Raw genomic sequence first — 24,075 nt, 5'->3', positions numbered from 1 at the left:
GATGCGACGCGCCGGAATTCAGAGCGCGAGCAGCTCCTTGGTCGTGATGGTGAGTAGCTCGGGTCCGCCGTCCGCCTCGGGGCGGACGACGAGCGTGTCGTCGATCCGGACACCGCCCCGGCCCGGGAGGTGGACCCCCGGTTCGACGGTGACCGGCACACAAGCGTCCAGTTTACCCATGGCGGAGGGTGCCAGCCGAGGGTCCTCGTCGATTTCCAGGCCCACGCCGTGTCCCGTCCGCGGTCCCACCCCCTCGCCGAAGCCCGCGGAGTCCAGCACCTGCCGGGTCGCGCGGTCCACGTCCCGGCAGGCCGCGCCCGGCAGCAGCGCCTCCCGCCCGGCCCGCTGCGCCGCGAAGACCACCTCGTACAGCTCCACCTGCCAGGTGGCGGGCGACGGGCCGATCACGAAGGTGCGCCCCACCTCGCAGCGGTAGCCGCGGTAGTCGGCGCCCAGGCCGATGGTGAGGAAGTCGCCCTCCTCGACCCGCCGGTCGGTGGGCACGTGCCCGGCCCGGCCCGAGTGCGGCCCGGTCGCCACGACCGTGGGGAAGGCCGGGCCGTCCGCGCCGTGGTCCACCAGCCGGCGCTCCAGCTCCAACGCCAGATGCCGCTCGGTGCGGCCGACCAGGATCGACTCCAGCAGCTCGCCGAGCGCCTGGTCGGCCAGCTCGGCGGCGATCCGCAGACAGGAGATCTCCTCGTCGTCCTTGACCAGCCGCAGCTGCTCCACGGCGCGGCCCAGGTCCGCCAGGCGCAGCCGGGGAGCGGCCGCGGCCAGCGCCCGGTGGCGGGCGACGGTCAGATGGTGCTCCTCGACGGCCAGCGACTCGGCGCCGTCCGCCGCGGCCAGGTCGGCGGCGGCCGCCGCCGGGTCCCCGCCGGGTCCGGGCAGCACGAGGATCCGCAGGTCCTCCGGGTGGCGCGGGCCGCCGGGCAGCGGCTCCCAGGACGGCGTCACGGGTGCGACCAGGACGTCCTGGACCGGCCCCAGGAGCAGCACCGCCCCGGGCGGCACCCCGCCGCCGCACAGATAACGCACATTGGCGGGGCTGGAGACCAGCGCGGCCTCACAGCCCGCCGCCGCGCACTGGTCGTGCAGCCGGGCACGTCGGGCCGCGTACGCCTGGGACATGCCCCGAGCCTACGCACTCGCGCCTCCCACGGCCGGTCGGAAGGGTCCCGGCGGGTGAGTTCACCAGTTGGGCGGGCTGGCGATGCTGCGGGTGACGACCTCGTCGAGCATGCGGGCGGTGGTCGCCACGTCGTACGTGGAGTTGTCGATGATCGGCAGGCCGGAGCCGTACCAGCCGGCCATCCGGCCGTGGATCCGGGCCACTTCCTCGTCGCTCAGCCGGCGGTTGCCGCTGCGGGCCGCGTTCCGCTCCAGGACGACCTCCAGGCCGGGGAGCACCACGACCGGCAGCAGGCCGGGGCCGACGTGCCGCTTCCAGCCGCCGAGGCCCACGACCGGGCGGTCCGGGAAGACGGCGTCGTCCAGGATGCAGGAGATGCCGTTGGCCAGGAAGTTACGGGCGGCGAAGCCGCAGGTGCGGCGGGCGAGACGGTACTGCGCCTCGGAGTTCTCGTTCCACCCCGACTGGGGGTTGGCGAATCCGGACCTGACCCATTCGCGGACGTCGTCCAGGCTGATGTGCGCGGTCGGCACCCGCCGGTGGTCCGCCCAATAGCGGGCCACCGTCGTCTTGCCCGCGCCGGCGGGACCGATCAGCAGCACCGCCACCGCCGCCTGGGAGGCGTCGGCCACCGCCGCGCCGCCCGCCGGGGGGTGGGGCAGCGGCACCGGGCCGCCGGGCGGGAGCTGGATGTGGCCGGTCGCCCCGGACGGGTCCATGGGCGGCGGGGCCGGGGTGGGGTGGAGCGGGGCGGGGGGAACAGGAGGCACCGGGTGGGCCGGGTGGGAGCCAGGGGGCTGAGGTGGGGGGGAGCCATGGTGCGGGGCCGGCGGGGGGCCCGGGTGGTGGGCCGGTGGGTGGCCCGGGTGGTGGCTCGTGCCCTGGGCCCAGCCGGCGCCGCCCTGACCCGGCCCGTGCCCGGGCTGGTGGGGCGGTGGCAGCGGAGCTCCCACTGAGTGCTGCATCCGGTGGCACTCCGTCTCGTGCAGGCGGTCTGGTACTGGCAACTGTCGCGTGAGGACGCGGCGGCGAGGCCGGTTCTACCGAACGGTACCCGCCCCGGCCGCCGCTGTGTGAACGGCCGGGGAATACGGTGTGTGCCCAGCGCCCGCCGTCAACCGGCCAATTCGTCCGCCAGAGCGCGCAATGCGAGCCGATACGACCCGATTCCGAACCCGGCGACGGTGCCGCTGGCGACGGCGGCGATGACAGAGTTGTGACGGAACTCCTCCCGCGCGTGCGGGTTGGAGATGTGCACCTCGACCAGCGGGGCGGTGCGCTGCGCGGCCGCGTCCCGCATGCCGTAGGAGTAGTGCGTGAAGGCACCGGGGTTGATGACGACCGGGATCGAGCCGTCCGCCGCCTCGTGCAGCCAGCGGATCATCTCGCCCTCGTCGTTGGTCTCCCGCACGTCCACCTCGAAACCGAGTTCCGCGCCGAGTTTCACGCACTCCTCCACCAGACCGGCGTAGGAGGTCGCGCCGTAGACGTCCGGCTCGCGGCTGCCGAGCCGCCCCAGGTTGGGGCCGTTGAGGACGAGCACCTTGCGGGTCACGCGGACACCTCCCCGTACGCCGCGAGCAGCACGGCCGGGTCCGGGCCCTCCAGCACCGCGGGCTTGGCCAGGCCGTCGAGGACGATGAAGCGCAGCAGGTCGCCGCGGGACTTCTTGTCCACCTTCATGGTCTCCAGCAGCCGGGGCCACTGGTCGCCGCGGTAGGTCAGCGGCAGGCCGACGGACTCCAGGACGGCGCGGTGCCGGTCGGCCGTGGCGTCGTCCAGGCGCCCGGCGAGACGGCCCAGTTCGGCGGCGAAGACCATGCCGACGGACACCGCCGCGCCGTGCCGCCACTTGTAGCGCTCGTTCTTCTCGATGGCGTGGGCCAGGGTGTGGCCGTAGTTGAGGATCTCCCGCAGCCCGGCCTCCTTGAGGTCGGAGGAGACGACCTCGGCCTTCACCCGGATGGAGCGCTCGATGAGTTCGGCGGTGTGCGGCCCCGCGGGGGTGCGGGCCGCCTGCGGGTCCGCTTCGATCAGCTCGAGGATCGCCGGGTCCGCGATGAACCCCGCCTTGATGATCTCGGCGAGGCCGCTGACGTAGTCGTGGACCGGCAGCGAGTCGAGCGCGGCCAGGTCGCACAGCACCCCGGTGGGCGGGTGGAAGGCGCCGACCAGGTTCTTGCCCTCGGCGGTGTTGATGCCTGTCTTGCCGCCGACCGCCGCGTCCACCATGCCCAGCACGGTGGTCGGGACGGCGATCCAGCGCACTCCGCGCAGCCAGGTCGCGGCGACGAAGCCGGCGAGGTCGGTGGAGGCGCCGCCGCCGACGCCGACGATCACATCGCTGCGGGTGAAGCCGGTCTGGCCGAGCGCCTTCCAGCAGTACGCGGCGACCTCGGCGGTCTTGGCCTCCTCCGCGTTGGGCAGCTGGATCGCGATGGCCTCGTAGCCCTGGTCCAGGAGGTCCCGGCGGACGGCCTCGCCGGTCTCGGCCAGCGCCTCGGGGTGCAGCACGGCCACGCGCTTGGCCGGGCCGATGAGGCCGGGCAGCTCGCCGAGGAGCTGCCGGCCGACCAGGACCTCGTACGGCTCGCTGCCCGCGGTGCCGCCGACCTGGATACGGGTGGGGGTGTCCGTGCTCATGCGTCCTTCAGCTCCAGTGCGTCGAGGACCGCGTCGGCGACGTCCTCGGGGGTACGGCCCTCGGTCGACACGACCGCGCGGGCCACCTCGGTGTACAGCGGACGGCGCTGCTCCATCAGCTCCCGCCAGCGCTGCCGCGGGTTGACGGCGAGCAGCGGGCGCGGCGCGTCGAGGCCGGTGCGCTTGACCGCCTCGGCGACGCCCATCTCCAGGAAGACGACCGGCAGGTCGGCCAGCAGGGCGCGGGTGCCCTCGTCCAGGATCGCGCCGCCGCCCAGGGCCAGCACGCCGCGGTGTTCGGCGACCGCGGCGCGCACGGCCCGCCGCTCCAGCTCGCGGAAGTGCGGCTCGCCCTCGTCGATGAAGATCTCGGAGATCGGCTTGCCCGCCGTCTCGACGATGTCGGTGTCGGTGTCCCGGAAGCCGGTGCCGAGCCGCTCGGCGAGCACCCGCCCGACGGTGGTCTTCCCCACGCCCATGGGCCCGACCAGCACGATCGCCGGCCCCCCGGCTGCTGGGCCGCTCACTTGACGGCCAGGTTGTCGAGGAAGCCCCGCACATTCCGGCGGGTCTCGGCGACCGAGTCGCCGCCGAACTTCTCCGCGACCGCGTCGGCGAGGACGAGCGCCACCATCGCCTCGGCGACGATGCCCGCGGCCGGGACCGCGCACACGTCCGAGCGCTGGTGGTGGGCCTGGGTCGGCTCGCCGGTCGTGACGTCGACCGTGGCCAGCGCCCGCGGCACGGTCGCGATCGGCTTCATCGCGGCCCGCACGCGCAGCAGCTCGCCGGTGGTCAGCCCGCCCTCGGTGCCGCCGGAGCGGCCGGAGGTCCGCCTGATGCCGTCCTCGGTCGGCACGATCTCGTCGTGCGCCTTGGAGCCGGGCACCCGGGCCAGCTCGAAACCGTCGCCGACCTCGACGCCCTTGATGGCCTGGATGCCCATCAGGGCGGCGGCGAGCCGGGCGTCGAGTCGCCGGTCCCAGTGGACGTGCGAGCCGAGGCCCACCGGCACGCCGTAGGCCAGCACCTCGACGACGCCGCCGAGCGTGTCGCCGTCCTTGTGAGCCTGGTCGATCTCGGCGACCATCGCCTTGCTGGTGTCGGCGTCCAGGCAGCGCACCGGGTCGGCGTCCAGCCGCTCCACGTCCGCGGGGGTCGGGTAGACGCCGTACGGGGCCTTGGCCGCGGCCAGCTCCACGACATGGGAGACGATCTCGATGCCGGTCGTCTCCTTGAGGTACGAGCGGGCGACCGTGCCGAGCGCGACGCGCGCGGCGGTCTCGCGGGCGCTGGCCCGCTCCAGGATCGGCCGGGCCTCGTCGAACCCGTACTTCTGCATGCCCGCCAGGTCCGCGTGGCCGGGGCGGGGCCGGGTCAGCGGCGCGTTACGGGCCAGCCCGGCGAGCTCCTCCGGGTCCACCGGGTCGGCCGCCATGACCTGCTCCCACTTGGGCCACTCGGTGTTCCCGACCATGATCGCCACGGGGGAGCCGAGGGTCAGCCCGTGCCGGACGCCGCCGAGGAAGGTGACCTCGTCGCGCTCGAACTTCATCCGGGCGCCACGTCCGTAACCGAGCCGCCGGCGCGCGAGGGCGTCCGCCACCATGTCGGTGGTGATCGGCACACCGGCGGGCAGTCCCTCCAGCGTCGCCACGAGTGCGGGGCCGTGCGACTCCCCCGCGGTCAGCCAGCGCAACCTGCTCAACGGTGCTCCTCATGCTCGCGCCTCGACGTACGGCGGCGTGGCCCGGGAGAGCGCGGCCCCGGCCCGCCACCTCCGATCCTCCCACGTCCCCGGGCAGGCCCGAGCGCCGGTCCAACCAGCGGACCCCCCTTTTAAGGGCTCGGTTCTCCCCCAGCTACCGCTGGGAGGTGCCCCCGCCGGGGCGCTGGAGCCCCTGTCGACGGTCGACCGTGCTCGCCCGCTCCGCGCGGCGGAGCCGCAAATCGACTGCAGCCTCGCGGTCTCCGCGCGCTCTCCCTTTCACGGTGACATCAGCGCCTCCGGCGCGGGCGGCGCGCCCCTTCGGCTCACTCGCCGGGGGCGGCTCACTCACCGGGGGCTCAGCTTGCCCGGGCGGCGAGGGCGGCTTCGCCCGCCTCGCGCATGGTGGCCAGGGGGGCGGGGGCGCGGCCGGTCATCAGCTCCACCTGGAGCACCGCCTGGTGCACCAGCAGGTCGAGGCCGCCGACGACCGCGCCGCCGCGCGCCGCCCAGGCGGCCGCGAGCTGGGTCGGCCACGGGTCGTACAGCACGTCGAAGAGCGCCCCGGGGCGGTCGGGCACCGCCGCGGCCAGCTCGTCCGTGGTGCCCGCGGGGGTGGTGGCGATCACCAGGGGGGCGCGGAACGCCTCGGCCGCGTCGGCCCAGTCCGCCGTGCGGACCGTCACCCCGAGCCGCTCGCCCCACTGCCGCATCTCCGCCGCCCGCGCCTCGCTGCGGACGTACGCGGTGACCTCGCCCTCGCAGACGCGGGACAGCGCGGCCAGGGCCGAGGAGGCCGTGGCCCCCGCGCCCAGCACGGCGGCGCCCGCCACCCGCTCGACGCCGCGCTCGCGCAGCGCCGCCACCATACCCGGGATATCGGTGTTGTCGCCGGTCCGGCGGCCGTCGTCGGTGAAGACGACGGTGTTGACGGCCTCCACCGACGCGGCCGTGTCGCTGATCTCGTCGAGCAGCGGAATGACGGCGCGCTTGAGCGGCATGGTCAGCGAGAGCCCCGCCCACGGGCGGTCACCGGCCGTGGCGTCCAGCCGCTCGAAGAAGCCGGGCAGCCCGGCCTCGTCCACCTCGTGGCGGTCGTAGGCCCATCCGGCCAGGCCCAGCTTCTCGTAGGCGGCCCGGTGGAGCACCGGGGACAGGGAGTGGGCGATCGGCGAGCCGAGCACCGCGGCCCTGCGGTTGTGCGACATCTTTCCTCAGCCGTTCTTGCGCTGCCGGTTGAACTTGTCGACCCACTTCTGGTGTTCCGCGTAGGTCTTGGAGAAGTACGTCTTTCCGTCGATGGCGACGAAGTAGTACCAGCCGCCGTCCGTGGGGTTCACGGAGGCCTTGAGCGCGTCCTCCCCCGGGTTGCCGATCGGGCCGGGCGGCAGCCCCTCGTAGAAGTACGTGTTGTAGGGGTTGTCGTAGTTCTTGATCTCCGCGATGGAGATGTCGAGCTTGCTCTGGTTCTTGATGTAGTTGTACGTCGAGTCGAATTCCAGCTTGCCGTTGGTCTCGGTGTTGCCGGGCTTGAGCCGGTTGTAGACCACCTCGGCCATCTTGCGGAAGTCGTCGTGGGTGAGGCCCTCCGCCTGGACCAGGCTGGCGACGGTGACGAGTTGGAGCGGCGACTTGAGGCCCAGTTCCTTGGCCTTGCCGTCGAGGTCGTAGCGGGCGTAGTTCTTCTTCGCCTGGGCGACCATCTGCCGCAGGACGTCCTCGGGCTTCGCGTCCTTGCCGACGCTGTAGCGGGACGGGTAGAGGAACCCTTCCAGCGGGTCCTTGATCTTGGGGTTGTCGTCGGCCCAGTCGGGCAGCCCGAGGTTCTTGGCCTCCTTGGCGGCGACGCTCTTGGTCGTGCCCGCCTTGAGGCCGATCTTCTTGTCGATCTCGGCGTAGATCCGCGCGTTGCGCCAGCCCTCGGCGATGATCAGGCCGTTGCTGCTCGCCGGGTCGTTCATCAGCTTCACGGCCGCGGCGGCGGACATGTGCTTGCGCAGCGTGTAGGTGCCGGGCTGGACGAACTTGCCGCTGTCCTTGACGGCCTCGACGAAGGCGCCGCTGCTTTTGACGACTCCCTTGTCGACGAGGATGCTGCCCATCTCGGCGGTGCCGGTGCCCTCGGGGATCACGACCTGGGCCTGGCCGCTGCCCTCGCCCGAGTAGTCCGGCGCCGGGCCGAAGCGGCTCTGCCAGAACTGGTAGGCGAAGTAGCCGCCCCCGCCGACGACCCCGACCAGCACCACGGTCACGAAGAGGCAGGCGACACCGCTGCGGCGCTTGGGGGGCTTGTTCCGGCGCTCCCGGCCGCCGCGCGGCTCGTCGTGGTCCTCGTCGTCCTCGTCGTACTCGTCGTCGTCACGGCGGCCGCGGCGGGCGACGCCGTCGCCGTCCTGGAAGAACGGGTGGTCGTCGTCGGGCTCGTCCTGCTCGGCGACGGGCTCCTGGGGCGCCTCCTGGCCGTCGTACGGGTCGGCGCCATACGGCTGCTGGTGCTGCTGTTGCTGCTGGTGCTGCTGCGGGTAGCCGCCGGTGTCGTGGCCGTCCCAGTGGGGCTGCTGTGACTGTTGCGGCTGTTGCTGGTGGTGGTGCTGCTGCGGCTGCTGGGGGTCCTGCGGGTAGCCCTGGGGGTACTGCTGGTGGGCGTACGGGTCCTGGGCGTAGTCCTGCCCGTAGCCCTCGTGCCCCTGCCCGTACCCCTCGTGGCCGTAGCCGCCTTGCGGGTACTGCTCCGGGTGGTGGCCGCCCTGCTCATGACCACCCTGCCCATGGCCCCCCTGCCCGTACGGGTCCTGCGCGTAGGGGTCCTGACCGTTCGGGTCCTGCGCGTAGGGGCCCTGACCGTTCGGGTCCTGCGCGTAGGGGCCCTGACCGTAGGAAGGGTCCTGACCGTAGCCGTCCTGACCGTAGGAAGGGTCCTGACCGTAGCCGTCCTGGCCGTAGGAGCCGTGCTGCGCGTACTGCTCCTGAGCGTAGGGATCCTGGGCGTAGGGCTCCTGCGCGTACGGATCGTGACCGGTCACCGTCTGGTGCCCGCCCCACCCCTGGTCCCCGTACAGCGGGTCCTCGGGATGCCACGGTTGGGAGCCGGTACCCCGGCCGTAGTCAGTCATCAATCCCCTAGCGACGCAAGACGGCAGCCGAGGGTGTGCGCGCCGGCGTCACAGGCGACGGCTGCCAGGGTCGCGCGGAACGTTACCGTATCGCGATCAGATGACCACTTCGACGGCCTCGCCCGGCGCCCGCCCGGAGGTCCGCTCGCTCTCCAGTGCGCTTTGCAGGATGACGACGGCTGCCGCCTGGTCAACGACCGAGCGGCCCTTCTTGGACGTCACCCCGGAGGCCCGCAGGCCGTGGGTCGCTGTGACGGTGGTCATACGCTCGTCGACCAGCCGGACCGGGAGCGGCGCGATGCGCCGGGCCAGCTCCCGCGCGAAGGCCCGGGCCTTGGCCGCGGCCGGCCCCTCCCGCCCGCTGAGCGAGCGGGGGAGGCCGACCACCACCTCGATCGGTTCGTACTCCTCGACGAGGGCCACCAGCCGCTTGTGGGCGGCCGGGACGTCCCGCCCCGGCACGGTCTCCACCGGGGTGGCGAGGATCCCGTCGGGGTCGCACGAGGCGACCCCGACGCGGGCGTCCCCGACGTCGATCGCGAGGCGCCTGCCGCGTCGCACGGGGCTCAGGCCGCTTCCGCGACGAGCCGCTCGACGGCGGCCGCGGCGTCGTCGACGGCGTCCGGGTTCTGGCCGCCGCCCTGGGCGACGTCCGGCTTGCCGCCGCCCCCGCCACCGAGGGTCTTGGCGGCGGCGCGGACCAGGTCGCCGGCCTTGATGCCGCGCTCGCGGGCGGCCTCGTTGGTGGCGATGACGGTCAGCGGGCGGCCGTTCGCCACGGCGAACAGGGCGACGACGGCGGCACGGTCGCCCTGGATGCGGCCGCGCACGTCCAGCACGAGCTTGCGCAGGTCGTCGGCGGAGGTGCCGTCCGGCACCCGGCCGGTGACCAGGGCGACGCCCCGCACGTCCTTGGCGCCCGCGGCCAGCCCGGCGGCGGCCTGCAACACCTTCTCGGCGCGGAACCGCTCGATCTCCTTCTCGGCCTCCTTGAGCTTGGCCAGCATCCCGGAGATCTTCTCCGGCAGCTCCTCCGGCCGGCCCTTGACCAGGTCGGTGAGCTGGGAGACGACGGTGTGCTCGCGGGCGAGGAAGTTGTACGCGTCCACGCCGACCAGGGCCTCGACGCGGCGCACGCCGGAGCCGATCGAGGACTCGCCGAGCAGCTTCACCAGACCCAGCTGGGCGGTGTTGTGGACGTGGGTGCCGCCGCACAGCTCCTTGGAGAAGTCGCCGATGGTCACCACGCGCACCCGCTCGCCGTACTTCTCGCCGAACTCGGCGATGGCGCCCTGCTTCTTCGCCTCATCCATGCTCATCACCTCGGCGGTGACGTCGAGCTCGCGGGAGAGGACCTCGTTGATCTTCTGCTCGACGTCGGTGAGCACCGCGCCGGGCACGGCGGCCGGCGAGCCGAAGTCGAAGCGGAAGCGGCCGGGCGAGTTCTCCGAACCGGCCTGGGCGGCGGTCGGGCCCAGGGCGTCGCGCAGCGCCTGGTGGGTGAGGTGGGTGGCGCTGTGGGCGCGGGCGATGGCGCGCCGGCGCTTCACGTCGATCTGGGCGTACGCGCCGGCGCCGAGGGTCACCTCGCCGACCTGGACGGTGCCCTTGTGCACGCTGACGCCGGGCACCGGCTGCTGGACGTCCCGCACCTCGACCACGGCGCCCGAGTCCAGCCGGATCCGGCCGGTGTCGGCGAGCTGGCCGCCGCCCTCGGCGTAGAACGGGGTGCGGTCGAGGACGACCTCGACGTCGTCGCCCTCGGTCGCGGCGGGCGAGGGCAGGCCGTCGACCAGCAGGCCGACGACGGTGGACTCGCCCTCGGTGTGGGTGTAGCCGGTGAAGACGGTGGAGCCGGCGGTGTCGGCGACCTCGCGGTAGGCGGACAGGTCGGCGTGGCCGGTCTTCTTGGCCCTGGCGTCGGCCTTGGCCCGCTCCCGCTGCTCCCGCATCAGGCGGCGGAAGCCTTCCTCGTCCACGGCCAGGCCCTGCTCGGCGGCCATCTCGAGGGTGAGGTCGATCGGGAAGCCCCAGGTGTCGTGGAGCAGGAACGCCTTGTCGCCGGGGAGCACCGTGCCGCCGGCGGCCTTGGTGTCGGTGACGGCGGTGTCCAGGATGTTGGTGCCGGCCTTCAGCGTCTTGAGGAAGGCGGCCTCCTCGGCGAGGGCGACGGTCTCGATGCGCTTGCGGTCGGTCAGCAGCTCCGGGTACTGCTGGCCCATCGTCTTGAGTACGACGTCGACCAGCTCGCCGACGACCGGCTCGGTGGCGCCCAGGAGGCGCATGTTGCGGATGGCGCGGCGCATGATGCGGCGCAGCACATAGCCGCGGCCCTCGTTGCCGGGGGTGACGCCGTCGCCGATGAGCATCACGGAGGTGCGCATGTGGTCGGCGACCACGCGCAGCGAGACGTCGGAGTCCTCGGCCGCGCCGTAGGCGACCCCGGTCAGCTCCGTGGCCTTGTCGATCACGGCGCGCAGGTTGTCGGTCTCGTACATGTTGTGCACGCCCTGGAGGATCATCGCGAGGCGTTCGAGGCCGAGACCGGTGTCGATGTTCTTGGAGGGCAGGTCGCCGAGGATCGGGAAGTCCTCCTTGCCCTCGCCCTCGCCCCGCTCGTACTGCATGAAGACCAGGTTCCAGATCTCCACGTACCGCTCGTCGTTGACGGCGGGGCCGCCCTCGACGCCGAACTCGGGGCCGCGGTCGTAGTTGATCTCGGAGCAGGGGCCACAGGGGCCGGGGACGCCCATGGACCAGAAGTTGGGGCCCATGCCCAGCCGCTGGATGCGCTCGGCGGGCACGCCGATGACCTCACGCCAGATGCGCTCGGCCTCGTCGTCCTCCTTGTAGACGGTGATCCACAGCTTCTCGGGCTCCAGGCCGTAGCCGCCCTCCTCGACGGAGGTGGTCAGCAGCTCCCAGGCGAGCTTGATGGCGCCTTCTTTGAAGTAGTCGCCGAAGGAGAAGTTGCCGCACATCTGGAAGAACGTGCCGTGGCGGGTGGTCTTGCCGACCTCTTCGATGTCCGGTGTGCGCACGCACTTCTGCACGCTGACGGCCCGGTCGAAGGGCGGCTTCACCTCGCCGAGGAAATACGGCTTGAACGGGACCATGCCCGCGGGGACCAGCAGCAGGGTCGGGTCGTCCGCGATGAGCGACGCCGAAGGCACGACGGTGTGCCCGCGCTCTTCGAAGAAGCGCAGCCAGCGGCGGCGGATTTCAGCCGACTCCATTAGTGGTCCTCATTTCCGGCGTTCGGGTGGTTGTACGAGTAATTCTGCGGGAGCTGGGCGCGGGAGCGCTGCGCGGGCAGTTGCCTCCGGTCGTCCGCGGGCGGCGCGCTCAGGCCGAGGGCGTCCTTGAGCGCCGCCTCCCGGTCGGCCATGCCGTCGCGCACGTCGAGCGCGAAGACCTTGATCCGCCGCCCGGCGAGTACCGCCCGGTCGGCGGCCTGCGCCGCCAGGCTCTCCGGGGTCAGCTTGTTCAGCTTGCGGTTGACCTTGGTGGTGGCCCACACACCGGCTGCGACACCGGTGGTGAACCAGAACGTGCGGCGGAACATTCCGGTCTCTCAGCCCTTCGATCCACGGTTGCGGCGGCCGCCCCGGCGGGCGGACGGCAGGGTCTTGCCGACGACGACGGTGCGCGCGGTCCCGTCCTCCGGGTGCGGCTGCCCCTTGCGGCCGATCGCGCGCCGCACGCCGTAGCCGAAGGCGGCGACCTTCACCAGCGGCCCGCCGAAGGCCGAGGAGACGGTCGAGGAGAGCGCGGAGGCGTTCGAGGTGACCTCCTGCACATCCGCCGCGATCGAGTCGACGCGGGCGAGCTGGGTATTGGCGGAGCGCACCGTCGCGGACGCCTCGCTGAGCAGCGGCACGGCCTGCTCGGTGACCTCGGCCACCAGCTTGGTGGCCGCCTTCAGCGTCTGCGCGAGCCTCACCAGGGCGAGGGCGAGGAAGGACACCAGGATCGCCCAGAAGACGGCCACGAGGATCCCGGCCACCTCTCCACCGGACACGTTGCACGCTCCCTGCTGCTGCTCGTGGTGGGTGTCAGTCGTCCGTCGGCCGCCGTCTCGGGCGGGTGGGTCATCCGGGACGGGCGGCAGGTATCGACCTTATCGCGCCGGACAGCCCCACCCGAACCGTGTTTCGGTCGGCCGGAAAACGCATCGCGGGCTCCCCGTCGACCCATGTCGAGGGGAACCCGCGGGATGCGTGCGTACGGCCTCAGCGGGCGTAGTACTCCACGACCAGCTGCTCGTCGCAGATCACCGGGATCTCCTTGCGGTTCGGGTCCCGGTCCAGGCGGAAGGCCAGGGCCTGAAGGTTGACCTGGAGGTAGCGCGGGGTCTCGCCGTCCAGGGCGTAGCCGCCCTCGCGCGCGACCTGGAAGGGGTGCTTGTCGCGGCTGCGCTCGCGGACCGTCACCACGTCGTCCGGGCGGACCCGGAAGGACGGCTTGTCGACCTTCCGGCCGTTGACCTCGATGTGGCCGTGGCTCACCATCTGGCGGGCCTGGTAGATGGTGCGGGCCAGACCGGACCGCAGGACGAGCGCGTCCAGACGGCGCTCGAGCTCGACGACCAGGGCCTCACCGGTCTTGCCCTCGGCCTTGCGCGCGCGGTCGTAGGCGCGGGCCATCTGGCGCTCGCTGATGTCGTACTGGGCGCGCAGGCGCTGCTTCTCCAGCAGTCGGACCTTGTAGTCACTGTTCTGCTTGCGGCCACGGCCGTGCTCGCCCGGCGGGTAGGGGCGGGCCTCGAAGTACTTGACAGCCTTCGGGGTCAGGGCGATGCCGAGCGCTCGCGACTTCTTGACCTTAGGACGCGACTGGTTCACGGGGAACGAACCTCCGATATAAGTTAGGTGAGCCTTACCTTAGCCGAGGAGGACGCATGTTTCGACCTGGGATCCCCCTGCCCAGCGCTGCTCAGAGCACCGAGGAGGGTCAGCCGCGTCCCGGGGAAGACGCTCCACGGCCGTCGGCGGCGGAGCGGGTACGTACTCTCGTCGAATCCAAGGCTACGGCGTCGCTCTCCATTCCCGGAATCGAGCCCGCGGCCGCCACCGACGAGCCCGCGGGAGACCCCGGGGCCGACCTCCCCGCCGCGCGCGCCGTCACCCCCGACGGCGATGTGCTCCTGCTCCTCCCCGGCGCCGGGGCCGCCGCCCGCGCCGCGGCGTACGCCCAGGACGACGAGCCGGCCTGCGTGATGGAGATCACGGACGTCGCTCCGGTCGCCGTCCCCCACCGGATCCGCGGGCGCGCCTGGGTCGGCGGGTGGCTCACGCCCGTACGCGACCGGGACCGCGCGGCGAGCGCGGCGCTGCTGGCCCGGCGGCACCCGGTCGGGGAGCTGCTCGGCCTGCGCGAGGCGCTGACCGGGGACGGCGGCGGATGGGCGCTGCTGCGGCTGGAGGTCGGCGAGGCGTACGTGGACGACCTGTGGGGCGCGGAGCCGGTCGAGCCCGAGGAGTTCGCGACCGCCGCGCCCGACCCGCTCGCCCCGCACGAGGCCGAACTCCTCCAGCATCTGCACGCCGCCCACGACGACCGGATGCGCGACCTGTGCGCCCTGCTCGGCGACCACCCGGGCCGCGCGTGCGGCGCGCGGGACCGCGCCGTCCCGGTCGCCCTGGACCGCTTCGGCCTCCGCGTCCGCTTCCCCGACGCGCCCGGCGCCCCCTTCGACGCGCGCTTCGACTTCCCCGAGCCGGTACGCAACATCTCCGAACTCCGCCGGGCGATGCACGCGCTCTTCGAGGCGGCGACGGACCAGCCCCCCAGGACCCGCTAGGACCCCTATGCCTCCGCGGCGGCCGGGCCGTCGGGGGGCGGCGTCTCGTCCGAGGAGGGCGGCGCGCCCGACGCGCCCGGGCCGGCGGGCTGGGACGGGCGCGGGGGTGGGGGCGGGGCTTCGCCGCGGAGGCGGGCCCTGACGCGCTCGACGACGTCCGCGTAGCGGGCCTCCGCCCCGTAGCGCGTCGGCTCGTAGTACCGCTTGCCGTGGATCTTGTCCGGCGCGTACTGCTGCGCCGCGATCCCGCCGGGCAGGTCGTGCGGGTAGAGATAGCCCTGCGCGTGCCCCAGTTTCTCGGCGCCCTTGTAGTGGCCGTCGCGCAGGTGCGGCGGGACCGGGCCGGCGAGCCCCGCGCGGACGTCGGCGAGGGCGTCGCCGATCGCGCGGGTGACCGCGTTGGACTTGGGGGCCAGCGCCAGCGCCACCGTGGCGTGGCCGAGGGTCAGCGCCGCCTCGGGGAAGCCGATCAGCGCGACCGCCTGGGCGGCGGCCACGGCCGTCTGCAGAGCGGTCGGGTCGGCGAGCCCGATGTCCTCGCTCGCGGAGATCATCAGCCGCCGCGCGATGAACCGCGGGTCCTCCCCCGCCTCGATCATCCGGGCCAGGTAGTGCAGCGCCGCGTCCACATCCGAGCCGCGGATGGACTTGATCAGGGCGCTGGCCACGTCGTAGTGCTGGTCGCCGGCGCGGTCGTACTTCACCGCGGCGCGGTCGACCGCCTCCTCCAGCGTCGTGAGGGTGATCGCCGGCTCGCCCTTGGCCAGCGCCGCCCCGGCGCCCGCCTCCAGCGCGGTCAGCGCGCGCCGCGCGTCGCCGCCCGCGATCCGCAGCAGATGGCCCTCGGCGTCCTCGGGGAGCGTGACCGCGCCGCCGAGGCCGCGCTCGTCGGTCAGGGCGCGGCGCAGCAGCCCGCGCAGGTCGTCGTCGGTCAGCGGCTCCAGGGTGAGCAGCAGCGAGCGCGACAGCAGCGGGGAGATGACGGAGAAGTAGGGATTCTCCGTGGTGGCCGCGATGAGCGTGACCCAGCGGTTCTCGACGGCGGGCAGCAGCGAGTCCTGCTGGGCCTTGCTGAAGCGGTGGATCTCGTCGAGGAAGAGCACGGTGTCCCGCCCGTACGCCCCGGAGGAGCGGCGCGCGCCGTCGATGACGGCCCGCACCTCCTTCACGCCCGCCGTGATCGCCGACAGCTCGACGAAGCGCTTCTGGGTGGCCTGGCTGACGACGTACGCCAGAGTCGTCTTGCCGATGCCGGGCGGGCCCCACAGGATGACCGAGGACGGCCCGGCCGGGCCGCCGCCACTCTCGCCGACGAGCCGCCGCAGCGGGGAACCGGGCCGCAGCAGATGCTGCTGGCCCACGACCTCGTCGAGCGTGCGCGGGCGCATGCGCACGGCCAGCGGGGTGCTGGCCGGGTCCTTCTCCTGGCGTTCCTCTGCGGCGGCGGTGAACAGGTCTGGCTCCACGCGGGAAGCCTATGCCACCCCACTGACAGCGCCGCCGGGCCGCGCGACGGGCCGCCGAGACCGACCGGTGCGAGCGCGGCGCGTCAGGCCTGGCCGCCGGTCCAGAAGTTCCACCACCGGGTCAGGATCAGCATGCCGATGACGCCGACCCACAGCACCGGCACCACCCAGTGGAACTCCAGCAGCCCACGCCGGAGCCCGGCCGGCACCGGCAGGAAGCCGTGCTTGATGTTCTTGCCCGTGACGTAGCAGAACAGGACGATGGTGGCGACCCAGGCCAGGCAGCACCACAGGCACAGCGAGCCGATGACGTACAGCGACTGGTACTGCAGCCAGGCGCAGAATCCGACGCCGAACAAGGTGCCCGCGTTGAAGGTCAGCCAGTACCAGCGGGGGAAGCGGGCCCCGGCCAGCAGGGACATCCCCACGCAGATGACGATCCCGTAGGCGACCAGCCCGAGCATCGGGTTGGGGAAGCCGAACGCCTGGGCCTGGTCGCTCTCCATGATGTTGCCGCAGGACACGATCGGGTTGAGGCTGCAGCCGGGCGTGAAGTGCGTGCCGTTGGCCTTGGCTTCCAGGATCTTGTTCTTGTCGATCGTGATGACCCATGCGGCCAGCAGTCCGAGCGCGCCGGTGATCACGAGCAGCAGGGCGAATGCCCGGCCGCCTCCGACCGCGACCCGCGCGCCGTCCTGCCGCGCCTGGTCGGAGTGCACCTCGTCCACCGCTGTCGTCGCCATATCGCCGTTCCGTCGTCCCGCCGTGTCCGCCATGTCCAGCCCCCGTCGAGCACGGACATTCTGCCGCATCGGGGACGGCCGCAGCGTCCCTTCGGGAGAATCAGGGCCGTCCGGCCCATCCTGCTCCGGCACCCGTCGGGTGGGCGTAAGGCCGTGCTGACCGGGCCGGACCGGGCCTCGGCGGGTGGTCACGGCGGTCCCGGATCGCCGGAGTGAATCCGCCCCCGCCGGGTTGACGGCGGGGCGGACAGGGGACTGCGCGGCCGGGGGTCAGCCGAGGCGGGCGCGCACCCGGGCGGGGGCGCCGAGGCGGGCGCACACCCGGGCGGGGTCAGCCGAGACGGGCGCGGACCGCTTCGACGACGCCGTCCAGCGGGACCGGCGCCTGCTCGCCGGACTCCAGGTCCTTCAGCTGGACCACGCCCTCCTCGAGGTCCCGCTCCCCCGCGATGACCGCGAGCCGCGCACCGCTCCGGTTCGCGGCCTTCATCGCCGCCTTCACACCCTTGCCGCCGTACGCGAAGTCGGTGGCGACGCCCGCCCGGCGCAGCGCGGCGACCGTGCCGAACAGCACCTTGCGCGCCTCCTCGCCGAGCGGCACGGCGAACACGCTGGTGGCGGGGGGCAGGTCCAGCTCGATGCCCTCGGCCTCCAGGGCCAGCACCGTGCGGTCCACGCCGAGCGCCCAGCCCACGGAGGGCAGCGCCGGCCCGCCGATCATCTCGGAGAGGCCGTCGTAGCGGCCGCCGCCGCCGACCGCGGACTGCGAGCCGAGCCCGTCGTGGACGAACTCGAAGGTGGTGCGGGTGTAGTAGTCGAGGCCGCGCACCAGCTTGGGGTCGTCCTCGAAGGCCACGCCCTCGGCGGTCAGCAGCTCGCGCACCTGCTCGTGGTAGCGCTTGCACTCCTCGCACAGGTGGTCGCCGAGCACCGGCGCGCCGACGAGCTGCTTCTGCACCGCCTCGCGCTTGTCGTCGAGGACCCGCAGCGGGTTGATCTCGATCCGGCGCCGGGTGTCCTCGTCGAGGTCGAGCGCGCGCAGGAAGTCCTGGAGGGCGGTCCGGTAGGCGGGGCGGCAGGCGGCGTCGCCCAGCGAGTTCAGCAGGATCCGGAAGTTCCGCAGCCCCAGCGAGCGGTACGCGTCGTGGGCCAGGATGATCAGCTCGGCGTCGAGGGCGGGGTCCTCGGCTCCGATCGCCTCCGCGCCGACCTGCGAGAAGTGGCGGTAGCGGCCCTTCTGGGGGCGCTCGTAGCGGTAGTAGGAGCCGGAGTACCAGAGCTTGACCGGCAGGTTCCCGGCCTTGTGGAGGTTGGCCTCCAGCGCCGCGCGCAGCACGGAGGCGGTGCCCTCGGGACGCAGCGCGAGCTGGTCGCCGCCCTTGGTGGTGAGGGTGTACATCTCCTTGGTGACGATGTCGGTGGACTCGCCGACACCGCGCGCGAACAGCTCGACGTTCTCGAAGCCGGGCGTCTCGACGTAGCCGTAGCCGGACCGCTTGAGCGGGGCGGCGATGGCGTCGCGCACCGCGAGGTAGGCCGCGGAGGCCGGCGGGATCAGGTCATAGGTGCCCCGGGGGGCCTTGAAGGTGCTCACGGAAGGTCTCTCGTCACATTCCTCGTCGCGGAGCCGGCGCCGGGGCGCCGTCTCCGAGGCCGTCGGCCACCTGCCGCAGAAACGGGTTGGTGGCGCGCTCGCGGCCGATGCTGGTCTGGGGGCCGTGGCCGGACAGCACCACGGTCGAGTCGTCGAGCGGCAGGACCACACGGGCCAGGGACTCGAGGATCTCGGCGTGGTCGCCGCCGGGCAGATCGGTGCGTCCGATGGAGCCGGCGAAGAGCAGGTCGCCCGAGAAGAAGACGGACGGGATGTCCGCCCGCTCGGGCAGCCGGAAGGTCACCGACCCCTTGGTATGGCCCGGGGCGTGCGCGACGGAGAACTCGAGACCGGCCAGCTCCAGCCGCGCGCCGTCGGTCAGCTCCTTGAGGTCGTCCGGCTCGCCCACGGTCAGCTCGCCCAGCAGCGGCAGCCCGATGGAGCGCCCGAAGGCCTTCGCCGGGTCGCTCATCATGTAGCGGTCGGCCGGGTGGATCCAGGCCGGTACGTCATGGGCGCCGCAGACCGGGACCACCGAGGCGACGTGGTCGAGGTGGCCGTGGGTGAGGACGACGGCGACGGGCTTGAGCCGATGCTTGGCGAGTGTCTCCTCGACTCCCTGGGCCGCCTGGTGGCCCGGGTCGATGATCACGCACTCCTCACCGGCGGCGGGGGCGACCAGGTAGCAGTTGGTCCCCCAGGCCCCGGCGGGGAACCCGGCAATGAGCACGATCGTCCTTAAGAGTCGCTGGCAGAAGTTTGGAAGTTTGGCCGTTCAGAGCCTACCGGCGGCGCTCCCGCCATAGCGAACCCGTATACGGTACGGCCGAGTCATCACACACGACAGCGACGGCCCACGATGAGGGAGACGACCCGGTGGTCAGTAACGAGCAGCGGCGGCGGCAGCTCGCACGGGAGAAGTACCTTCGGCAGCAGCAGCGCCGGGAGACCGCCCGGCACAAGCGGCGCCGCCGCAATGTGGTGATCGCCTCCACGCTGGCCGTGGTCCTGGCGGCGGGCGGGGTGGTGACCGCCGTGAGCGCCCTGTCCGGCGGCGACGGCAAGAAGGAGTCCGACAAGGCCGCCGAGCCCACGATGCCCACGCCCTCCCCCACCCCCACCACCAAGGCGCCGGACCCCTGCGCCAAGGGGGCCAAGGCGGCCGGGAAGCAGAAGCCGAAGACCATGTCGTGGAAGAAGGAGCCGGACGTCACCATCGACAAGTCGGCCACCTACGCCATGACGCTGGCGACCACCTGCGGTGACATGACCGTCTCCATGGACGCGGCCAAGGCCCCGCACACCGTGAACTCCTTCGCGTTCCTGGCCGGGAAGGGCTACTTCGACCACACCAAGTGCCACCGGCTGACGAACCAGGGGATCTTCGTGCTGCAGTGCGGCGACCCGAAGGCCACCGGCAGGGGCGGTCCCGGCTACACCATCCCGGACGAGAACCTGAAGGACTCCAGGCTCAAGGGCAACACGTACCCGGCCGGCACGGTGGCGATGGCCAACAAGTTCGACCCGCAGACCGGCAAGGGCAAGAACAGCGGCGGCAGCCAGTTCTTCCTGGTCTACAAGGACAGCCAGCTCCCGCCGTACTACACGCCCTTCGGCACCCTCGACAAGGACAGCATGAAGGTCCTGACGAAGATCGGGAACGCGGGCGCGGCGGCGCCGGACCCGCAGACCGGGAACACCGCTCCGAACGCCACCGTGCTGATCAACAAGGCCACGGTCACCAAGTCCTGACGGCTCCGGCGCGCGTACTGCGAAATTTCGGTCGCGCAGGATACGGACAGCCGGGCCACCGGTCGCCTATGTTGGCGTTGTACAGGGTGCTTGCCTCCGTCGGCGCACCCTGCCGCGAGACCGGTCAGGGTGGCTCCCGGCCGGCCGTAAGAAACTGTGGACGATGCCCGCGGGCCGCGCGCCCGCCCCGGCATCATGTGGAGGAGGCGCTGTGAGCAGCGAGCCTTGGGGCCGCGTCGACGAGACGGGGACCGTGTACGTGCGTACGGCCGACGGCGAGCAGGTCGTCGGGTCGTGGCAGGCGGGATCTCCTGAAGAGGCCCTCGCCTACTTCGAGCGCAAGTACGAGGGCCTGGTCGTCGAGATCGGCCTCCTCGAGCGCCGGGTCCGGACCACGGACCTGTCGGCCAAGGACGCGACGGCGGCCATCGAGCACATCCGCCGACAGGTCGACGAGCACCATGTGGTCGGTGACCTGGAGGCGCTCAGGAAGCGGCTCGACAAGCTCGCCGGCGATGTCGAGGCGCGCCGGGAGGAGCGCCGCGCGGCCAAGGCGGTGCAGGCCGACGAGGCCCGGCGGGCCAAGGAGGCGCTGGTCGCCGAGGCCGAGGAGCTGGCCGCCAGCGAGCAGTGGCGAGCGGCCGGGGAGCGGCTGCGCGCGCTGGTCGACACCTGGAAGGGCCTGCCGCGCCTGGACCGCCGGACCGACGACGAGCTGTGGCACCGCTTCTCGCACGCCCGCTCGGCGTTCTCCAAGCGGCGCAAGGCGCACTTCGCGGCGCTGGACGCGCAGCGCGAGACGGCCCGGCAGACCAAGGAGAAGCTGGTCGCCGAGGCCGAGTCGCTGTCCGACTCCACCGACTGGGGTCCGACCGCCGCGCGCTACCGGGAGCTGATGGCCGAGTGGAAGGCGGCCGGGCGCGCTCAGCGCGAGGCCGAGGACGACCTGTGGAACCGCTTCCGCGGCGCTCAGGACGTCTTCTTCCAGGCCCGCAGCGCGGTGTTCGCGGAGCGCGACGCGGAGCAGCGGGAGAATCTGACCCGCAAGGAGGAGCTGGTCGCCGAGGCGGAGAAGCTGCTTCCGATCTCCGATCTGAAGGCGGCGCGGGCGGCCTTCCGCTCGGTCAACGAGCGCTGGGAGGCCATCGGCCATGTGCCGCGGGACGCCCGGCCGCGGATCGAGGGCCGGCTGCACGCGGTGGAGCGCGCCATCCAGGAGGCCGAGGAGGCCGAGTGGCGGCGTACGAACCCCGAGGCGCGGGCCCGCGCCCAGGGGCTGACCGGTCAGCTCCAGGACGCCGTGGACAAGCTCCGCGGGCAGATCGACGCGGCGCGCGCGGCCGGCAACAACGCCAAGGCCGACAAGCTCGCCAAGGAGCTGGAGGGCCGGCAGGCGCTGCTGGACCAGGCGCTCAAGGGCCTGGAGGAGTTCGGCGGCTGAGGCACCTCTTTGCGGCTAAGCCGCCGCCGCTCTCGCGGAGGTGGTTACTCGCCGTCCGGGTTCCTCAATTGATGGCTGATGAGCCACACACGGCAGCGGCCCCCGGCGCATCGATCGCGCCGGGGGCCGTGCCATGCGGCCAGGTGTCTCAGCGCTGGCGGGCCGAGGTCACCCGGTACACGTCGTAGACGCCCTCGACGCCCCGTACGGCCTTCAGGACGTGGCCCAGGTGCTTGGGGTCGCCCATCTCGAAGGTGAAGCGCGAGGTGGCCACCCGGTCGCGGGAGGTCTGCACGGCGGCGGACAGGATGTTGACGTGCTGGTCGGACAGCACGCGGGTGACATCGGACAGCAGCCGGGACCGGTCCAGGGCCTCGACCTGGATGGCGACCAGGAAGACGGAGGACTGGGTGGGCGCCCACTCGACGTCGAGCATCCGCTCCGGCTGCTGGGAGAGCGAGTCGACGTTGACGCAGTCCGCGCGGTGCACGGAGACGCCGTTGCCCCGGGTGACGAAGCCGATGATGGGGTCGCCGGGCACGGGCGTACAGCAGCGGGCCAGCTTGACCCACACGTCGTCGACGCCCTTGACGACGACGCCCGGGTCGGCGCTGGAGCGGCGCTTGCGGCGGTCCCGGATCGGCGGCGCGGTCTCGGCGATGTCCTCGTTGGCGGCCTCCTCGCCGCCGAGGGCCTGCACCAGCTTGCCGACGACGTTCTGCGCGGAGACATGGCCCTCGCCGATGGCCGCGTACAGCGAGGAGATGTCGGGGTAGCGCATCTCGTGGGCGAGGGTGACCAGCGAGTCGCCCGTGAGGATCCGCTGGATCGGCAGGTTCTGCTTGCGCATGGCCCGCACGATGGCGTCCTTGCCCTGCTCGATGGCCTCGTCGCGGCGCTCCTTGGAGAACCAGGCGCGGATCTTGTTGCGGGCGCGCGGGGACTTGACGAAGCCCAGCCAGTCCCGGGACGGGCCGGCGCCGGTCGCCTTGGAGGTGAAGACCTCCACCAGGTCGCCGTTGTCGAGGGTGGACTCCAGCGGCACCAGCCGCCCGTTGACCCGGGCCCCTATGGTGCGGTGGCCGACCTCGGTGTGCACGGCGTACGCGAAGTCCACCGGGGTGGCCCCGGCCGGCAGCGCTATGACGTCGCCCTTGGGCGTGAAGACGAAGACCTCGTTGCGCGACAGGTCGAAGCGCAGCGACTCCAGGAACTCGCTGGGGTCCTCGGTCTCCTTCTGCCAGTCCAGCAGCTGCCGCAGCCACGCCATGTCGTTGATGGCGTCGTCCTTGCCGGCCTTGCGGGGGACGTCGGTGCGCACCTTGGAGGCGCCCGCGACGGCCTCCTGCTTGTACTTCCAGTGCGCGGCGATGCCGTACTCGGCGCGGCGGTGCATGTCGAAGGTGCGGATCTGCAGCTCGACCGGCTTGCCGCTGGGCCCGATGACCGTCGTGTGCAGCGACTGGTACATGTTGAACTTGGGCATCGCGATGTAGTCCTTGAACCGCCCGGGCACCGGGTTCCACCGCGCGTGGATGGTCCCGAGCGCCGCGTAGCAGTCGCGGACGGTGTCGACGAGCACCCGGATGCCCACCAGGTCGTAGATCTCGGCGAAGTCGCGGCCGCGCACGATCATCTTCTGGTAGACCGAGTAGTAGTGCTTCGGGCGGCCGGTGACGGTCGCCTTGATGCGGGCCGCGCGCAGATCGCCCTGGACCTGGTCGGTGACGACGGCGAGGTACTCGTCGCGCTTGGGGGCCCGCTCGGCGACCAGGCGCACGATTTCGTCGTACATCTTGGGGTAGAGGATCGCGAAGGCGAGGTCCTCCAGCTCCCACTTGATGGTGTTCATGCCCAGGCGATGGGCGAGCGGGGCGTAGATCTCCAGCGTCTCGCGGGCCTTCTTCTCCTGCTTGTCCCGCTTCAGGTAGCGCATGGTGCGCATGTTGTGCAGGCGGTCGGCGAGCTTGATGACCAGGACTCGGGGGTCCTTGGCCATGGCGACGACCATCTTGCGCACGGTCTCGGCCTGGGCCGCCTCGCCGAACTTGACCTTGTCCAGCTTGGTGACGCCGTCCACGAGGAGGGCCACCTGGTCGCCGAAGTCGCGGCGCAGGGTGTCCAGGCCGTACTCGGTGTCCTCGACGGTGTCGTGCAGCAGGCCGGCCATCAAGGTGGCCGGATCCATACCCAGCTCGGCCAGGATGGTGGTCACGGCGAGCGGGTGGGTGATGTACGGATCGCCGCTCTTGCGCTTCTGGCCGCGGTGCCAGCGCTCGGCGACCTGGTACGCGCGCTCGATCTGGCGCAGCGTCGAGGCGTCGGCCTTGGGATCGTTGCCGCGCACGATGCGCAGCAGCGGCTCCAGGACCGGGTTGTACGGGCTGGAGCGCTGCACGCCGAGGCGGGCGAGGCGGGCGCGGACCCGGTTGGAGGAGCCGCCCCGGGGGGCGGGGCTCTGCAGGGGGCGGGGGGCCGGCGCGGGGGACCGTGTGCCGCTGCCGCGCTCCGTCGGCGGCCGGGCCGCGGAGGGCTCCGGCCGGGGGCCCGCCTCAGGGCTGTTCTCGGGCACCTCGGGGGCCGCCGTGGTCTCGGCGACGGCGGTCGGCTCTGCCGGTTGCGCGGCGGAGAGCGGCTGGGCCTCGTCTGGCAAGAGCACTCCTCAGGCGGTCCGGGC

21 protein-coding genes are annotated in these 24,075 nt (G+C 72.5%); 3 read left to right on the top strand and 18 right to left on the bottom strand.

The features are described 5' to 3' along the window. Positions 1-18: 18 nt before the first annotated feature. From ABFY07_RS17250 to rpsD, 13 genes are all read right to left on the bottom strand, one after another. On the bottom strand, positions 19-1,134 hold the full coding sequence (locus ABFY07_RS17250; protein ID WP_346175345.1) for a M24 family metallopeptidase: 1,116 nt from the start codon (positions 1,132-1,134) through the stop codon (positions 19-21). 60 nt (positions 1,135-1,194) lie between these two features. Beyond that, on the bottom strand, positions 1,195-2,100 hold the full coding sequence (locus ABFY07_RS17245; RefSeq protein ID WP_346175344.1) for a Pro-rich N-terminal domain-containing protein: 906 nt from the start codon (positions 2,098-2,100) through the stop codon (positions 1,195-1,197). Between the two features lie 149 nt (positions 2,101-2,249). Continuing rightward, positions 2,250-2,690, bottom strand: a complete 441-nt coding sequence (gene aroQ, locus ABFY07_RS17240; protein WP_065966174.1) for a type II 3-dehydroquinate dehydratase — start codon at positions 2,688-2,690, stop codon at positions 2,250-2,252. Further along, positions 2,687-3,778: a 3-dehydroquinate synthase gene (gene aroB, locus ABFY07_RS17235; RefSeq protein ID WP_346175343.1), complete on the bottom strand. Its 1,092-nt coding sequence runs from the start codon at positions 3,776-3,778 to the stop codon at positions 2,687-2,689. Before aroB ends, aroQ begins: the two co-directional genes overlap by 4 nt. Next, positions 3,775-4,305: a shikimate kinase gene (locus tag ABFY07_RS17230; RefSeq protein ID WP_076970613.1), complete on the bottom strand. Its 531-nt coding sequence runs from the start codon at positions 4,303-4,305 to the stop codon at positions 3,775-3,777. Before ABFY07_RS17230 ends, aroB begins: the two co-directional genes overlap by 4 nt. Next, positions 4,302-5,486: a chorismate synthase gene (aroC, locus tag ABFY07_RS17225; RefSeq protein ID WP_346175342.1), complete on the bottom strand. Its 1,185-nt coding sequence runs from the start codon at positions 5,484-5,486 to the stop codon at positions 4,302-4,304. Before aroC ends, ABFY07_RS17230 begins: the two co-directional genes overlap by 4 nt. 359 nt (positions 5,487-5,845) lie before the next feature. Beyond that, the gene (locus ABFY07_RS17220; protein ID WP_346175341.1) at positions 5,846-6,694 is read right to left on the bottom strand and encodes a shikimate dehydrogenase; all 849 of its coding nucleotides are present in this window, start codon (positions 6,692-6,694) and stop codon (positions 5,846-5,848) included. A 6-nt stretch (positions 6,695-6,700) separates the two neighbouring features. After that, entirely contained in the window at positions 6,701-8,599 is a 1,899-nt protein-coding gene (mltG, locus tag ABFY07_RS17215; protein WP_346175340.1) for an endolytic transglycosylase MltG, read from the bottom strand. A gap of 96 nt (positions 8,600-8,695) precedes the next feature. Continuing rightward, positions 8,696-9,160 (bottom strand): Holliday junction resolvase RuvX, encoded by a 465-nt coding sequence (gene ruvX / locus ABFY07_RS17210; RefSeq protein ID WP_346175339.1) that lies wholly within the window; start codon positions 9,158-9,160, stop codon positions 8,696-8,698. Between the two features lie 5 nt (positions 9,161-9,165). Continuing rightward, entirely contained in the window at positions 9,166-11,835 is a 2,670-nt protein-coding gene (alaS, locus tag ABFY07_RS17205; protein ID WP_346175338.1) for an alanine--tRNA ligase, read from the bottom strand. Continuing rightward, the gene (locus ABFY07_RS17200) at positions 11,835-12,164 is read right to left on the bottom strand and encodes a DUF6167 family protein (RefSeq protein WP_346175337.1); all 330 of its coding nucleotides are present in this window, start codon (positions 12,162-12,164) and stop codon (positions 11,835-11,837) included. Before ABFY07_RS17200 ends, alaS begins: the two co-directional genes overlap by 1 nt. 9 nt (positions 12,165-12,173) lie before the next feature. Then, entirely contained in the window at positions 12,174-12,605 is a 432-nt protein-coding gene (locus ABFY07_RS17195) for a DUF948 domain-containing protein (RefSeq protein WP_346175389.1), read from the bottom strand. Positions 12,606-12,831: 226 nt separating this feature from the next. Then, complete coding sequence (rpsD, locus tag ABFY07_RS17190; protein ID WP_346175336.1) at positions 12,832-13,443, bottom strand: 30S ribosomal protein S4; 612 nt, start codon at positions 13,441-13,443, stop codon at positions 12,832-12,834. A gap of 56 nt (positions 13,444-13,499) precedes the next feature. Here rpsD and ABFY07_RS17185 point away from each other — a divergent pair, with 56 nt between their 5' ends. Continuing rightward, the gene (locus tag ABFY07_RS17185) at positions 13,500-14,402 is read left to right on the top strand and encodes a DUF2470 domain-containing protein (protein ID WP_346175335.1); all 903 of its coding nucleotides are present in this window, start codon (positions 13,500-13,502) and stop codon (positions 14,400-14,402) included. Positions 14,403-14,407: 5 nt separating this feature from the next. Here ABFY07_RS17185 and ABFY07_RS17180 read toward each other — a convergent pair whose 3' ends face one another. The 4 genes from ABFY07_RS17180 to ABFY07_RS17165 form a co-directional block, all read right to left on the bottom strand. Further along, on the bottom strand, positions 14,408-15,868 hold the full coding sequence (locus tag ABFY07_RS17180) for a replication-associated recombination protein A (protein WP_346175334.1): 1,461 nt from the start codon (positions 15,866-15,868) through the stop codon (positions 14,408-14,410). A gap of 83 nt (positions 15,869-15,951) precedes the next feature. Then, complete coding sequence (locus tag ABFY07_RS17175) at positions 15,952-16,611, bottom strand: vitamin K epoxide reductase family protein (protein ID WP_346175333.1); 660 nt, start codon at positions 16,609-16,611, stop codon at positions 15,952-15,954. A gap of 331 nt (positions 16,612-16,942) precedes the next feature. Further along, the gene (gene hisS / locus ABFY07_RS17170; RefSeq protein ID WP_346175332.1) at positions 16,943-18,205 is read right to left on the bottom strand and encodes a histidine--tRNA ligase; all 1,263 of its coding nucleotides are present in this window, start codon (positions 18,203-18,205) and stop codon (positions 16,943-16,945) included. Between the two features lie 13 nt (positions 18,206-18,218). Continuing rightward, complete coding sequence (locus ABFY07_RS17165; RefSeq protein WP_065966141.1) at positions 18,219-18,935, bottom strand: MBL fold metallo-hydrolase; 717 nt, start codon at positions 18,933-18,935, stop codon at positions 18,219-18,221. Positions 18,936-19,081: 146 nt separating this feature from the next. On the opposite strand from ABFY07_RS17165, the gene ABFY07_RS17160 reads away from it, so the two are divergent. Both ABFY07_RS17160 and ABFY07_RS17155 read left to right on the top strand, forming a co-directional pair. Then, positions 19,082-19,957, top strand: coding sequence for a peptidylprolyl isomerase (locus ABFY07_RS17160; RefSeq protein ID WP_346175331.1), 876 nt, complete (start codon positions 19,082-19,084; stop codon positions 19,955-19,957). Between the two features lie 211 nt (positions 19,958-20,168). Then, complete coding sequence (locus ABFY07_RS17155) at positions 20,169-21,398, top strand: DUF349 domain-containing protein (RefSeq protein WP_346175330.1); 1,230 nt, start codon at positions 20,169-20,171, stop codon at positions 21,396-21,398. Positions 21,399-21,546: 148 nt separating this feature from the next. On the opposite strand, the gene ABFY07_RS17150 is transcribed toward ABFY07_RS17155, so the two are convergent. Beyond that, entirely contained in the window at positions 21,547-24,051 is a 2,505-nt protein-coding gene (locus tag ABFY07_RS17150; protein WP_346175329.1) for a RelA/SpoT family protein, read from the bottom strand. Between the last annotated feature and the right edge of the window lie 24 nt (positions 24,052-24,075).

This window comes from Streptomyces sparsogenes subsp. cuspidosporus, assembly GCF_039532705.1.
Lineage (GTDB): Bacteria > Actinomycetota > Actinomycetes > Streptomycetales > Streptomycetaceae > Streptomyces > Streptomyces sparsogenes.
The sequence above is the reverse complement of the archived record's forward strand: the minus strand, read 5'-3'. Positions and strand labels throughout refer to the sequence as shown.

Excerpts from the sequence above, each read along its gene's own strand:
- ABFY07_RS17185 (WP_346175335.1), top strand. The coding sequence starts at position 13,500 with ATGTTTCGACCTGGGATCCCCCTGCCCAGCGCTGCTCAGAGCACCGAG.
- alaS (WP_346175338.1), bottom strand. The coding sequence starts at position 11,835 with ATGGAGTCGGCTGAAATCCGCCGCCGCTGGCTGCGCTTCTTCGAAGAG.
- ABFY07_RS17200 (WP_346175337.1), bottom strand. The coding sequence starts at position 12,164 with ATGTTCCGCCGCACGTTCTGGTTCACCACCGGTGTCGCAGCCGGTGTG.
- ABFY07_RS17175 (WP_346175333.1), bottom strand. The coding sequence starts at position 16,611 with ATGGCGACGACAGCGGTGGACGAGGTGCACTCCGACCAGGCGCGGCAG.
- ABFY07_RS17245 (WP_346175344.1), bottom strand. The coding sequence starts at position 2,100 with ATGCAGCACTCAGTGGGAGCTCCGCTGCCACCGCCCCACCAGCCCGGG.
- ABFY07_RS17250 (WP_346175345.1), bottom strand. The coding sequence starts at position 1,134 with ATGTCCCAGGCGTACGCGGCCCGACGTGCCCGGCTGCACGACCAGTGC.
- mltG (WP_346175340.1), bottom strand. The coding sequence starts at position 8,599 with ATGACTGACTACGGCCGGGGTACCGGCTCCCAACCGTGGCATCCCGAG.
- aroB (WP_346175343.1), bottom strand. The coding sequence starts at position 3,778 with ATGAGCACGGACACCCCCACCCGTATCCAGGTCGGCGGCACCGCGGGC.
- ABFY07_RS17220 (WP_346175341.1), bottom strand. The coding sequence starts at position 6,694 with ATGTCGCACAACCGCAGGGCCGCGGTGCTCGGCTCGCCGATCGCCCAC.